At 37.5% G+C, this 13,205-nt stretch carries 14 protein-coding genes and 1 riboswitch; of the genes, 12 read left to right on the forward strand and 2 right to left on the reverse strand.

Going from position 1 to position 13,205, the window contains the following annotated elements:
- Nucleotides 1-39: 39 nt before the first annotated feature.
- From ACFODW_RS07200 to ACFODW_RS07240, 9 genes are all read left to right on the forward strand, one after another.
- On the forward strand, nucleotides 40-183 hold the full coding sequence (locus tag ACFODW_RS07200; protein ID WP_390304747.1) for a hypothetical protein: 144 nt from the start codon (nucleotides 40-42) through the stop codon (nucleotides 181-183).
- 23 nt (nucleotides 184-206) lie between these two features.
- Nucleotides 207-1,652: a sodium:solute symporter family protein gene (locus ACFODW_RS07205; protein WP_390304749.1), complete on the forward strand. Its 1,446-nt coding sequence runs from the start codon at nucleotides 207-209 to the stop codon at nucleotides 1,650-1,652.
- Nucleotides 1,653-1,714: 62 nt separating this feature from the next.
- Complete coding sequence (locus ACFODW_RS07210) at nucleotides 1,715-2,785, forward strand: ornithine cyclodeaminase family protein (protein ID WP_390304751.1); 1,071 nt, start codon at nucleotides 1,715-1,717, stop codon at nucleotides 2,783-2,785.
- 341 nt (nucleotides 2,786-3,126) lie between these two features.
- Nucleotides 3,127-3,456 (forward strand): YolD-like family protein, encoded by a 330-nt coding sequence (locus ACFODW_RS07215; protein WP_390304753.1) that lies wholly within the window; start codon nucleotides 3,127-3,129, stop codon nucleotides 3,454-3,456.
- 121 nt (nucleotides 3,457-3,577) lie between these two features.
- Nucleotides 3,578-3,961 carry a Swt1 family HEPN domain-containing protein gene (locus tag ACFODW_RS07220; RefSeq protein ID WP_390304755.1) on the forward strand — a complete coding sequence of 128 codons (384 nt, stop codon included), beginning with the start codon at nucleotides 3,578-3,580 and terminating at the stop codon, nucleotides 3,959-3,961.
- Nucleotides 3,962-4,162: 201 nt separating this feature from the next.
- Nucleotides 4,163-5,194 carry a hypothetical protein gene (locus tag ACFODW_RS07225; protein ID WP_390304757.1) on the forward strand — a complete coding sequence of 344 codons (1,032 nt, stop codon included), beginning with the start codon at nucleotides 4,163-4,165 and terminating at the stop codon, nucleotides 5,192-5,194.
- Between the two features lie 20 nt (nucleotides 5,195-5,214).
- Complete coding sequence (locus ACFODW_RS07230; RefSeq protein WP_390304759.1) at nucleotides 5,215-6,057, forward strand: TauD/TfdA family dioxygenase; 843 nt, start codon at nucleotides 5,215-5,217, stop codon at nucleotides 6,055-6,057.
- Nucleotides 6,058-6,196: 139 nt separating this feature from the next.
- Complete coding sequence (locus ACFODW_RS07235) at nucleotides 6,197-6,913, forward strand: hypothetical protein (RefSeq protein ID WP_390304761.1); 717 nt, start codon at nucleotides 6,197-6,199, stop codon at nucleotides 6,911-6,913.
- Between the two features lie 140 nt (nucleotides 6,914-7,053).
- Nucleotides 7,054-7,326, forward strand: coding sequence for a helix-turn-helix domain-containing protein (locus ACFODW_RS07240; protein ID WP_390304763.1), 273 nt, complete (start codon nucleotides 7,054-7,056; stop codon nucleotides 7,324-7,326).
- 519 nt (nucleotides 7,327-7,845) lie between these two features.
- Here ACFODW_RS07240 and ACFODW_RS07245 read toward each other — a convergent pair.
- A complete protein-coding gene (locus ACFODW_RS07245; RefSeq protein ID WP_390304764.1) occupies nucleotides 7,846-7,995 on the reverse strand; it encodes a hypothetical protein in 150 nt (49 codons plus the stop codon).
- 159 nt (nucleotides 7,996-8,154) lie between these two features.
- Nucleotides 8,155-9,564: an MFS transporter gene (locus ACFODW_RS07250; RefSeq protein WP_390304766.1), complete on the reverse strand. Its 1,410-nt coding sequence runs from the start codon at nucleotides 9,562-9,564 to the stop codon at nucleotides 8,155-8,157.
- Between the two features lie 550 nt (nucleotides 9,565-10,114).
- Between ACFODW_RS07250 and ACFODW_RS07255 the strand changes: the two genes are divergently transcribed.
- From ACFODW_RS07255 to ACFODW_RS07265, 3 genes are all read left to right on the forward strand, one after another.
- Nucleotides 10,115-10,453, forward strand: a complete 339-nt coding sequence (locus tag ACFODW_RS07255; RefSeq protein ID WP_390304768.1) for a hypothetical protein — start codon at nucleotides 10,115-10,117, stop codon at nucleotides 10,451-10,453.
- 335 nt (nucleotides 10,454-10,788) lie between these two features.
- Nucleotides 10,789-10,900, forward strand: a riboswitch (SAM riboswitch).
- 218 nt (nucleotides 10,901-11,118) lie between these two features.
- Nucleotides 11,119-11,787, forward strand: coding sequence for a carboxymuconolactone decarboxylase family protein (locus ACFODW_RS07260; RefSeq protein ID WP_390304820.1), 669 nt, complete (start codon nucleotides 11,119-11,121; stop codon nucleotides 11,785-11,787).
- 47 nt (nucleotides 11,788-11,834) lie between these two features.
- The gene (locus tag ACFODW_RS07265; RefSeq protein WP_390304770.1) at nucleotides 11,835-13,205 is read left to right on the forward strand and encodes an LLM class flavin-dependent oxidoreductase; all 1,371 of its coding nucleotides are present in this window, start codon (nucleotides 11,835-11,837) and stop codon (nucleotides 13,203-13,205) included.

Consider the following 13,205-nt stretch of genomic DNA (forward strand, 5'->3'; position numbering starts at 1 on the left):
AAAAAGAATTGAAATTTGGACTATATGGAGGGTCAAATAATGGGTGATTTGAAAAAAACATATGATGGCTCTGAAATGGATGAAGTAGAATCTTCAATTTTAAAAATGAGTAGTTTATTTATTCTAATGACAATAATGGGCTTTTTGTATGCTTATCTATGGGTGGTTTTACTGATGCCCTAGAATACTAAATAGGTGGTGAAGTGATGGCTCTAACATTATTTATCTTGTACTTCGGGTTCATGATGGTTATCGGTCCTATAGCTGTGAAGAAAATGAAAAAGAAGGATTCCGGTGATTTCATTTTAGCAGGGAGATCAGTTCCCCTTTGGTTAGTGGTTGGCGGAATTATCGCTACATTAATAAATTCTGCCACCTTACTCGGGTATGGAGGGTCTGGTTATGAGGTAGGAATTTCTGCCTACTTCTCAGCTATGGGCTATATGGTTGCCTTAGTGTGGATGGGGTATTGGTTTATTCCTAGGTTACGCCGAGCGAATCTAACAACAATTCCTGAATTATTTAGCCGCTTTTTTGGCTGGAAACACAGAACGGTTGCAACGGTTCTTGTTATGTGTCGCGACATGGGGGTTACAGCTGGAGCATCAATTGGTATGGCAGTTGTTTTTGTATCTGTATTTGATATTTCACTAGATTTAGCACTGTTAATTACCCTTGTTGTAACCCTAACCTTTACCGTGCTAGGCGGTATGTGGGCGGTTATGATAACAGACACAATCCAATCGATCATTATATTAATTGGAACGACGATCATGATACCATTAGGGATTGCTTATATTGGTGGTTGGACAGAATTTATCGATCGTATACCTGCAACGCATGTGGATTTATTTAGTGCCGGTGGATCGCAAACCTTCGCATGGTTTATTGCAGGAGCGCTAACCTTTATAGGTTATCAAACACTAATACAACGAGGGTTATCAGCGGAAAGTGAGGCAGTAGCGAAGAAATCCTTTGTTTATGGAGGGCTTATTGCCCTGATTTGGTATATGATTCCATTTTTGGTAGGGATTGTAGCTATCGTTATTTTTCCAAATATAAGTCCTAGTGATGCATTTATCAGTATGACTGAGCTATTTGGAACATTTGGAAGTCTTATTTTTGCAATCATTATTGTCGCTTCCTGTATTTCGACACTTAGCTCGTCAACACTAACAACCGCATCCAATATTTCTTATGATATTTACCAACAATTTATTAACCCCAATGCATCCGAAAAACAACTTGTAATGGTTACACGGATTTCGGTTATTGGTGTAGCGATTGTTGGGACATTAATTGGTCGCTCTTTACCATATATTCTCGAGTTACTATTAACGGGTGGAAAGATTATGGCTGGTTCTCTCGCCCCAGTACTGCTTGCTCTCGTATTTTGGAAAGCTGCTCGAAAGGCTTACTACTCTACTATTCTATCGATGCTTCTTGGAGCAGCGGGGGTAATAATAGGTGTTATTATTGGAAGTCAAGCTGCCTCAGGAAGTGAGGGAGGAGTAGTGTTCGTTTGGGCATTAGATCCTATTTTATTAGGTCTTCCTATTACATTAATCACTTTAATTGTCGGAACATTGATTGAAAACAGAATAAATGAAAAAAAGGAAGGCAACTCAAAAGATATGAAAATGATTAAATAACCTAGGAATAATGAATTCCAGTTAGATGTTTTTGCTAGTTTAATATGAAGGAGATGCTAAGGATGAATAAAGTGGAGAAAAAACAAGAAACTTCTCAAAGTATGGGGGTAGGTTTTTTATACTTATCCCAAGAAGATTGTATTAAGGCTGGTGGCCTTGACATGAATGGAACGCTTCAAGCAATTCAAAAGTCCTTTGAGCTACATGGAAAGCAGGACGTGATTCAACCACCTAAGCCGGTTATTCGCTGGGGTGGCCCTGAAACTGAAGAAACAAGAGGAAGAATCATGACAATGCCATCTTACCTTGGAGGAGAATTAGATGTAGCAGGTATGAAGTGGATTCCTAGTATGCCGCAGAATCCGAAGAAACTAGGTCAGCCACGCGCATCAGCCATCATCATTTTAACGGATCCGCACAATGGATTTCCTTTAGCTATTATGGATGGTACGATTGTGAGTGCCATGCGAACGGGAGCATCCACTGGAGTTGCTGCAAAATATTTAGCTAATCCTGATTCAAGTCGAGTTGGTATTATTGGTGCAGGGGTACAAAGTAGAACCCAATTAATGGCTGTTGTAGGTGTTTTTGGAAAACAAATCGAAGAAATTAAAGTATTCGATTTAGATCAAGATAAAACCGAAAAATTTGCAAAAGAAATGACGAAGGAGTTGGGAGTAAAATTAGTTCGTAGTACAAGTGCAGAAGAAGCTTTTCATAACTCAGATGTTGTTATTACTGCAACCATGTCAACCTATCCCTATGTAAAAGGGGAATGGTTAAAAGAGGGTGCTTTTCATTCAGAAATTTCTTTCTGGGATACCGATCCAGAAGAAGTGGCTTACTATGATAAAGTAGTAGTGGATGATTTCGAACATGTAAAAAGTCATGGTGTTGATGTAAGTTACAGAGCTGTACGAGATGGTTTTATTTCTGACTCAGCAGTATTTAATTTAGGAGACATTATGACAGGGAAGAAAATAGGAAGAGAAAATGCCGAACAAAAAATCCTATTTAACCCAATTGGGATGTCTATTCATGATGTTTCTGAAGCATATCGAGTTTACCAAAACGCGAAGAAAATGGGAATTGGAAAAGACCTGCCGTTGTGGGAAGCACCGCACTGGTCTTAATGAAATAATACTAAAGAACGGATGGGCCTTTTTGAGGCCTATCCTTTTTTTGTACGTTATTTTTCATGGCTGGTATTTCTAATGGATCATTAAAAATCATTCATTTTGATTGTTTTGTGGATGATAAATGTAAAAGGGTGGTGCAGAAGCAACTAGAGGTACTACACTTGAGGCCTTTTTTAATTTATAGTAACGGGAGAAATAAACATAACCCCGATAGTAAAGTATCTTAAAAGCGTTGAAAGAGATACACCTTGTTAATTATTAACTTTGCACCATAATAACCTTAGTGATAACATAAGAACAAACGTTCCTATTTAACTTAGAAAGGTGGAAGTATAATGGGCAAAGTAAACGATCGTGGAACCAAGAAATGGACTTCCCTAATGATGCCGGAGCACATTCAGTTGTTAAATCAGATGTGGGAAGAGAAGGAATACAAAGAGAAACCCATTTTAGACGAGCAGAAGATGCAGGACATCAATGCTCAGCTGCAACTCGCAATACATAACAACTTGACGGTTAACATTAAATATTATGCTAGGCATGACTATGAAACGGTTCAAGGTAAACTGCTGAAGATTGATTTGTTGAATAAACAGATCCAGTTAAATGATGAGGATGGAACCGTAATTCCTCTTGATTGTGTCCTAGATATAATTATTGACTAGCCCCTCAATTGAGGGGTGATTTTTGGATATAATTGGTATTAGCAGCAGGAATTCGTTTATTCCTGTCGAATATATCTACGTAGTACTATTTGCTTATAGAATAATTAAGGAGAATGGGCACATGCAAACTGAATACATGAAAGAAGCATATGGGTTGTTCTTTGAAATAGAAACTGGGCTGAGTCAATACATTGAACAGACGATGGAGAAAGCCTATGGGGTCGGCTGGCTAATTCAAGCTCCTGCCACCATGAAATACAAACCCTACTCTAAACACTTCGAATCCTTCTATTACCACGAACTTATCTCTATGCTGCGAGCTTACCCTTGTTTTCCTAAACTTCCTAAAGACGTTTATCTTCAATTGGTAAGAACCGTTCCCATTCGAAATAAAATTGCTCATTGTAAGAGCATTAGTGATGAAGAGATGGCGCGATTACAGGTTACTCACAAGTTAGCCATGGAATGTATAACCTTTACGGAAGAAATAACTAGTTATGTATAGCTGGTTAGAATTGATGCTAGCATCTTACTATAAGCGCAATATTATTCTGGCTTTGAATTAAAGTAGTTTATAAAGAGGGAACGAGATAGACCGTTTAATAGACAACACAATTATACTAGTGATATTCCTCAAAGGCATTGATAATCATTTATTCCTCTGCAATGTTAATTAATATAATATAATGTGGAAGGAAGGGGGTGAATGAATTTGATTAAAGGAAGCATTAAAGAAATTTTAAATCAAACTGCAAAACAAGAGGGGTTAGACGAGGAGTATAACAAGAATAGCTATTCCAAATGGAGAGGACTAGTCAATAAATGGCTTAAAGACAGTAAAACTTATAATAGGTTTAAAACATTTCTTTTTTCTACTCAGTTACTTATTAGCGGGGCTTCCGTTCTTGTTGCAATTTTAGTAAGAGATATAGAAACAACATATGTAGCCATTTCTGTTTGGGTAATTTATGCTGTTTTAAATATATTTATAAACTTTGTGTATCGGTTTTATCCTGATGATTATGAGAATTTAGCAAAAGATGTTAGGGAAATTAAGTTAATTGCTTTGTCGGAGCGCTTAGCAGCTAAACTAGCCCTATTTGAAAGACTTAATGAACATGATGTAATTGATAATAGAGAGGTTATAGATCAAATATCATATAGAGTCAAAGATTATTCTGAGATGGATCAGGAAATTAAATCTATTATCGAACAATGTGTAAATTTGAAGGCGCGCTTTACTTCTTCACGAGACACAAATGTAATTCTACCAATTGAGGACTATGATCTTTCTTACAAAGAAAAAGTTAGCCTCGACCACATTACGAAAGAAATCAGCGAAACTGCCCAGGTCTTATTTGGGGGGAAAGGTTATTCTGCTAAACTATATTTAAGAGTTATTAAAACTTATAACAAAGAGCAGGTTGAAATGCTAGTTCCATTCTCACGTTTTCCTACAAAAGAAAACTTTGGATCAAGCTGGATTAAGTCTCGTGGAAATCTCTCTTCTGTATGGGAATGTCTAGAGCGAGGGGAAGATAAGGTTGTAGACTTCTCTGAACATGACTTGTACTATAAATCTGTATTGACAATATGTTTGCCGGGAAGAATTGGTGTAATTGCTATACATAATGAAGAGAACGATATTTTTGAGGACAATGTTAGTAAATTGGACTGTAAAGCATTGTCATTGGCAACTAAACATATGGCGATGAGAGCCCTTGGGATAAATGATTAAATAGCAAAGGTGTTGTGTAGATGAAGCCAATAAATCAAAAGCCGATATATAATTATGTTTATAGTGCGAGAGACACTACTCCTGTATTAATAAAGTCAGTTGACATGATTTCTGAAATTGAACATAGGAAATTAGTAAAACAGTATAATACTGCAGGTTTTGTAGTTTTTGAATTACTAGACAATAAAGTTAATCAAGATGCATTGTTAAAATTAGCAACGAGTCTAAAATTGGGAAATCCGTTTATTCCTAATATCTATTCATCTAAAAAAAATATTTATAAGAGAAATGGGTTAAATGAAATAAAAATAAGCAATGGAACCCACAGAGCCTTTCAGTCAGGTAACGAACAAGAAATCCATAGTGATGGAACTTTAGAACCGATAGGAAAAATTAAATCCTCGGTATTACTTTGTATAACACCAGCTGTTGAAGGTGGAGAAACGATAATTTTCAATAGTGTTGCTGCATTTTACGATTTACTTAAGAATGAAAGGTTAGCTTCGATAGCTTCTTCTTTACTTGATCCACGGGCTTTGAAAAGAATTGCAGTTAATGGGGGCGGAGAGATGAATATTGGCCCAGCTTTTTCAATAAAAGAAGGAGAAATTTTATCAAGATTCTCATTGGATAACACTTGTTACTGGGAATATGGTTTTAAAGAAGTCCAATTTTTAAGAGAAGCTTATTATCTTATGGTTGAAATGGTGAAAAATAGTTCTCCCTATTATATTGAATTTAAGCTAAAAGGGAACCAGGGGGTTTTAATGGCAAATCACAAAATATCTCATGGGAGAAGGGAGTACACTGATGGCAATAAAAAAAGAACAATGATAAGAGGGCTCTTCCATAAAGAAATTTAATATGGCTGTTAAGGGAATAAAAAAGGTACATAGAAAAAGTAAACTTTTTATCTAGTGAATAGTTAACTTCAGCTATATCAGTTAATAGAAAAAAAGATTATAAAGTAAAGCGGGTTAAGTTTGAGAAGGGGGAAGATTTTTGAGTCAACAATCCGTAAATGGTATTAATAATAATAATACAGAAAAAGAATATTTAAAAAAAGGATACGTCAAAACTTATCACTTATACTATTTGCTTGGCATAGCGGCTATTATCATTACTTTACTTACATCATTTATATTTAAGTCTTCGGAATATGCAGGTTCTATGCTAGCTTTTGCTGCAACTTTAAGCTCTGTATTACTAGCTGTTATTGCCATAATAATAACTTTGATTGATGTTTCTGGTCAGAAACAAAATGTTTACGATATGAAAAAGGAAATTGAAAAATTAAGTGAGATTGTGAATAAATCATCAAGTTTTTCTAAAGAGCTGGAGATGGGATTGACAAAAATAGAAAAGAGATATCAAGAGAATACTGATTTACTGTCATCCTTATATAAGTTAGTGGAAGATAGTAAACTGGATGATAAACCAGAAGAATTTTATGAAAAGGCCAAAAAGTTGTTTAGTAATAATATTGATAGCTATAATAGGCTGAAGAATTCAGAGGAATTCAATAAAACAACACAAGATCTTAAGACTTTTGTATATAGCAATCCAGGAATGTTACCTACCGAAGTAATTAATCACTTTTCCAAGAATTTCCCAAAAAAATACTTATATCTTTATAAAGAAGCCTTAGATCACCTTATTTTTAATGAAGAATTTACAATCGATAAAAATGGTGGATTAGTAACTGATTTACCTTTCTAGTTCTACCATCCAACTAGCTTACACTGGATGACAGCTCTTTCGATAAATTGCAATGCTTCTAATAGTTGGACACACATTTCGTGTGTTTTTCTCAAAAAGCAAAGGAATGATGGTAGATTCCTCTTATAGGAGGGATTTGTATGAAAGAAAAAGAATGGGGTAAACGTCTTGAACAATTGCGTGAACAGCACGGATGGACTAAAAAGGAGGTTAGTTACAAGTTAGGTTTTACGGAAAATACGTATGGAAATTATGAAAGGCAACAGAGTTCACCCTCATTGTATACATTGATGAAAATAGCCGACCTATATGGTGTCACCCTGGATTATATCGTCTTTGGGGTGTATCAACACGGGAGAATACCCGGGGGCAAATCGAAGAAATCAACCGAACCACAGAAAGGAAGGAATTGAACAGCCGTATTCGTGATTAGTTATAAAAGAGAAGACTATACAATAAACAGAAAGCTTTATTCAGTAAACTGATATCCCCCTCATGTTAAAGTGTTAAAAATAGAATTTTCTTATATATGTCGTTAAATGATTTACTAAAATGAACCTATTTTTGAACCTAGTATGTGTAGAAATGAAGGTAAAATCATAAAAATAATATCTTGGAAATCAGTTATAAACCCTATGGTGAAAGGATTTATATCTAAAGATATTATTTCCAACAGATGCTAAACTCATGGGCGGCATGATGTAATCCAAAAAGTGGAACAGGCTCGCCCAGATGCGCACGCATAAGCAAACCCACGTAAAGTCCCTGAACTTGGGACTTGTAAAGGGATTGCTTATGACGGGAGCATCTAGCCTGTGCAACTGGATTACGCCCCCAAACCGTTGATATTAGTAGTTTTTAAGTAAGATGAGAGTGAAATGCTCACATTTTACTAACACCCGAGTTATATTAATAGAGGCTTCTCAAAGTTTTTAGCTGAACTTTTGGGAAGCCTCTTTTTTCATTTCTTGTGTAACGTGGATATATATATCTTTTGTTGTTTGATCATCGGTATGGCCAAGGCGGTCCATGATTTGCTCTAGTGTCACACTCGTTTCAGCTAGGAGCGGTATTTCCACCATAATTTTACGTCGCGACTTTCTTGTCTTTGGTGTGATAATGTAAAGCTATACGTAGCCATAATAAAACACCCTGAAAGTTAGATTTTTGACTCTAACTTTCAGGGTGCACTTATTTTATTTAAATAGAGTATATTGCCTTATTCTAACCGTTTAAGTTTTTTACTCGTTTGCTTCCCGTTTCTCAGCTAAATTAATTTCAAGCTGTTTGGTGCGCTTTTTGTTTAACGGATACACAAATACGAGGATCAAGAAAACAAGAAGGTACATGACGCCAGGTACTAATGTGGCTACCGTATAGATACCGTCCTTTACTTCCTGTGATTGCGTTGTAGACGCAGTATATCCGACAAATGTAAGCGCAAATCCTGTAAGACCACCGGCAAATGCCTGTCCCATTTTTCGTGCGAATGAGTAAATAGCATATATGGTTCCATCTTCTCGGGTTCCAGTAAGGTATTCTTGATAGTCAATAGCATCTGTAACAAAGGCCCAAATAATCAAGTTGAACAACGCAAAACCTAGAAGGCCGATGAAGTTGACTGCGAAGAACACAGCCAAGGAAATGGTTGGTATGAAATACAGAGTAAGATATGCCATTCCCGCAAGCAGCATACCGAAAGAAGCAACCTCTTTCTTGCCAAAACGCTTAACTAGTGGAGTCAATGCTGGCATAGAACCAAAAACAGCAGCAGTCTGGAGAATAGTAAATATACTTAATGCTGTTGCGTTTCCAAAATAATCTTTGAACAAATAAACGTTTATGGACATTACAAGCATCATGGTCATCAAAAATAGAAGGGATGCTGCCAAGATCGTGATTAACGGAGTATTCTTCACAAGACCTTTAGCTGTTTTTGCAAAGTTAAGTTTTTCACCTGGCTTTTTATCTGGTGTTTGAATGCGTTCGGTACTTAATTTTACACAACCCATATAGCAAGCTAGTGCAAGAATACTAAAAAGTATTGCTGTCATGAACATTCGGCTTGCAGACAGTTCGTTATTTACGAAAACAAATAATGGTGCACCGGCACTGATGACTAAGCTCGCTAATGTTGCTCCCATTGTTCTCCATCCAGATAAGGATGTACGATCGGTAGAATCACTAGAGATTACCGCAGCCATGGAACCATATGGGATATTAACAGATGTATATAACATCCCCCATAAAATATATGTTACATAGGCATATGCAAGATAAAAGCCTTCAGACATACCTGGAATTGGCAGAAACATTAAAGCACTTGCAATGACAAGCGGGAATGACATTCTAAAAATCCAAGGTAGAAATTTTCCTTTTGACGTTGTCTTTCTGGAGTCGATAAAACGTCCCCATAAGACATCGGTTACCGCATCCCACATACGTGCAACTAAAAATAAAGTACCAACGGCTGCAGCACTAATCCCAAAGATGTCGGTATAGAACACCATTAGGAATGTACTTACTAGAATGAAAGAGAAATCGTTTCCAAAATCCCCTAATAAATATCCAATTTTATCTCGCATACCAAATGGACGAACTGGCTGGTTATTGTTTTCCATTGATCCATTTACTTCTATCGCTCTTTCCATTATGAATACCTCCATTAATTATGAAAATTTCCCAAATCAACATTGTCATTTAGCGCCTTTTTAAACGTATAACAAAATAATAGAATCATTATTCATATATACGCTTATAACGCTTTCATAAAGATTAAGGTTGGTTAGTCCCAACAACCTAATAAGACGGCTTTGTTATAGATTCTTTACCATATGTTTGGTTTTCACATAAAACAATTATGATTGAATAAGTTCATAAGTTATTTTGTCTGCTCAACAAACTAATTAACTTATAAGCTTATATTATATGAAAACGTTTTTAAGTGCAAGCGCTTTTTTGCCAGGAAGTTAAAATAACGGCATACTCTATTGGTGAAATATGGGGGATATAGTACCTTGACAATTCTGTCAATTCATGGAACTATTATAGTAACCCTCGTATCACCTCTAGTTACTACTCCTATTTTCAAATAATGCAACCCTACCATTACCCGCCTATGAAGTGCATCACACTATCCTTCTTCACACACTTATTTTCCGACATTGTTTCAACAAAAAATTAAATTATAAATGAAAAGGAGTGCTTTTATTGGGACACGATATTTCAGGATTCAATAAAGCAGGAGAAGAAGTTGCTTATGCCCGTTTTAGCATGGGTAACTATAATGCTACCATACTGTACAATTTACTTGACGCGAACCGTTACAATGCTGGGGTCAGCGGGTCGGGCCAAAGTTCCACTTTCTCCCTAGACCAAATGGAAAGGGCATTGGATTCCTATCGTAAATTATATGAAAATGGTGATCCTCTGCCAGAAAACGATCCCTTAACTTGGGATATAAAACAGATTGCTGAATTTTTGCTAGACTGTTTAGCAACAGCAAAAAAAGAAGGAAATGTAGGAGTGTATTTTGGCTGATTATTTTTATTCAACCACTATCATCTATAATTTCCCCTGCAAGGAATAGTCCCCATTTCCTCTCCAGCCAATTTCTCTTCACACTTAAAAACTCTAACTTAATTTTTAGAAGTGCTATTCATCAACTCTTTATAAAATATAGGGCCGAGGTGATGATAGCTCACTCATAAGGCAAGATATCCAGAAACTGTAGGCTGCTTAGTTATTCATGGGTGAATAGGAGTAGTAATTTTTATGCAGTTTGCAAAAATTGTAGAATTCCTTCTTGACAGTTTTCTAAGTATTCTATATGATGTAAAGAAATCTTAAAAATATCAAAAATTAAATAAAGCAATTCCTTATCAAGAGTCGGGGGAGGAACTGGTCCAGAGATCCCGCAGCAACCGTTACTATGAAATACAGTAAAATGGTGCTAATTCCAGCAAGCATTCGCTTGAAAGATGAGACAGTGTGTAAAAACCTCTTCCTCATCCGGAGAGGTTTTTTCATTTCATTCGTACTGTCAGGTTTAGGATAAAGGGATTCATATTCTCTAAAAACCGAGTAAATTGATGAGGTAAATGCTATTTAATTGGAAGGGGGTGAAGCAAATCAATAAATAATGAAGTACCTTAGTGTCTAATCTATTTATCCATTACAATCAAAATTTTAAATTATGAGGAGAGATTACATTGACAAAGACTGATAGCTTGTACAAAAAATCATATTTTAGCAGGATCACTGAATTAAAGGAATACGCACCGGAAGCATTTGAATCCTTTTTTGCCTTTAATGACAAGGCATTGGCCGAGGGCAATTTGTCCGTGAAATTGAAAGAGCTGATTGCTGTTGCGGTAGCGCATATTACTGGATGCCCGTATTGCATTGAATTGCATGTAGGCAATGCGAAGAAAAACGATGCTGATAAGGAGGAAGTAGCGGAAGCAATTTTTGTGGCAACGGCATTGAAGGCGGGATCTGCTGCAGCCCACGGTGTAAACGGTCTTAATGCATTTGATGGAGAAAGAGATGATGAGCTGTATAAAGCATCCTATTTCAATCGACTGAAGGAGTTTGGTGCTATCAATAGTGATACATTCCAGGCGTTCGCAGCATTTGATCAACAGGCAATTAAAGCAGGAAAGTTGACGGAAAAAGAAAAAGAGTTAATAGCAGTAGCATCCGCACATACAACAGGGTGTGCTTACTGTATTGACTTGCATACGAAAAACGCCAAAAAAACTGGAGCGACCTTGGAGGAAATATCTGAAGCAATTTTTGTGGCAGTAGCTCTAAAAGCCGGTTCAGCGATTGCACATAGTGTGAATGCATTAAATGCTTACGATCAGGCTTGAATCTTCAGCAAACATCACTCAAATGTTATGGAAAAGGAGCTGCGAGGATGAAAAAACAAATTCACTTGAATGGGTTTATTCAAAACTCACCATCCCCTCACTCAACGGGGTTATGGAAACATGAGAAGGATCAGGGGATTAATCACAACCAGCTGTCGTATTGGACAGAAACAGCAAAAATTCTAGAGCGCGGAAAATTTGATGCCATGTTTATTGCGGATGTGCTGGGAACATACAGTGCATACGGGAACAGCCATCAAGCGGCTGCTCAGCATGCTGTCCAGCTTCCAGCCCATGATCCATTGCTGCCGATTTCAGCTATGGCCGCTGTCACTGAAAATCTGGGCTTTGCACCAACGATTTCCTCTACATATGCACAACCTTACGCACTTGCACGGCAATTATCGACGCTTGATCATTTAACGGAAGGGAGGGTCGCCTGGAATGTTGTGACATCCTATCTTGAAAGCGAAGCAGTCAATCTAGGGCTTTCCGGCCGCCTCCCCAAGGAGCTCCGCTATGATCGTGCAGATGAGTTTCTCGAAGTGGTCTATAAACTTTGGGAGCACAGCTGGGAGGATGATTCGGTTGTTTATGATAGGGAGAACGATACATTTGCACATCCGGATAAAGTTCGGCTGATCAATCACGAAGGTGAATTTTTCAATGTACCCGGCCCACATTTGGTCGAGCCTTCCCCTCAGCGTACGCCGGTTCTGTTCCAGGCAGGTGCTTCGCCGAAAGGAAGGAACTTTGCGGCTAAACATGCCGAGGCTGTATTTACCAAAAATCATTCATTGGATGCATTGAAAGCCTATGTGAAAGACATCCGAAAGAGAACACAGGAACAGGGAAGAAATCCGGATGATGTGGCGATTTTCCCGATGATCCTGCCAATCATTGGGTCTACGGAAGAAGAAGCTTATGCAAAATATGAGGATTTGACCAACCATGTCAGCTATGAAGGAACGGCTTCTCTTCTTTCCGGGCACACGGGAATTGATTTCTCTAAATATGACCCGGACCAGTATATTGAGGATATAGAGACAGAAGCAGTACAGGGCAACTTGGATATGTATACGAAAGATCCTAATAAAAAATGGACATTGAGGGAAGCCGTCAAAAATCATGGACTTGGTAATGGTACCGTTAAATTCATCGGAACGCCAAAGCAGATTGCAGATCGAATCGAGCAATGGGCTGTCGAAGGAGATGTCGATGGGTTCAATATCGCACAAACCTATTCACCGGGGACGTTTAGAGAATTTGTAGATTTAGTGGTACCTGAATTGCAGAGGCGCGGTATTTACCGGACGGAATACGAAGGAAAGACACTGCGGGAAAATATGTTTGGAAAAGGTGCCCATTTGCCTGACAACCACCCGGCGAGAAAGCTTGGTGCCAAACAGCCGCAATAA

This window comes from Virgibacillus sediminis (genome assembly GCF_042643265.1).
GTDB classification, from domain to species: Bacteria; Bacillota; Bacilli; order Bacillales; family Amphibacillaceae; genus Virgibacillus_O; species Virgibacillus_O sediminis.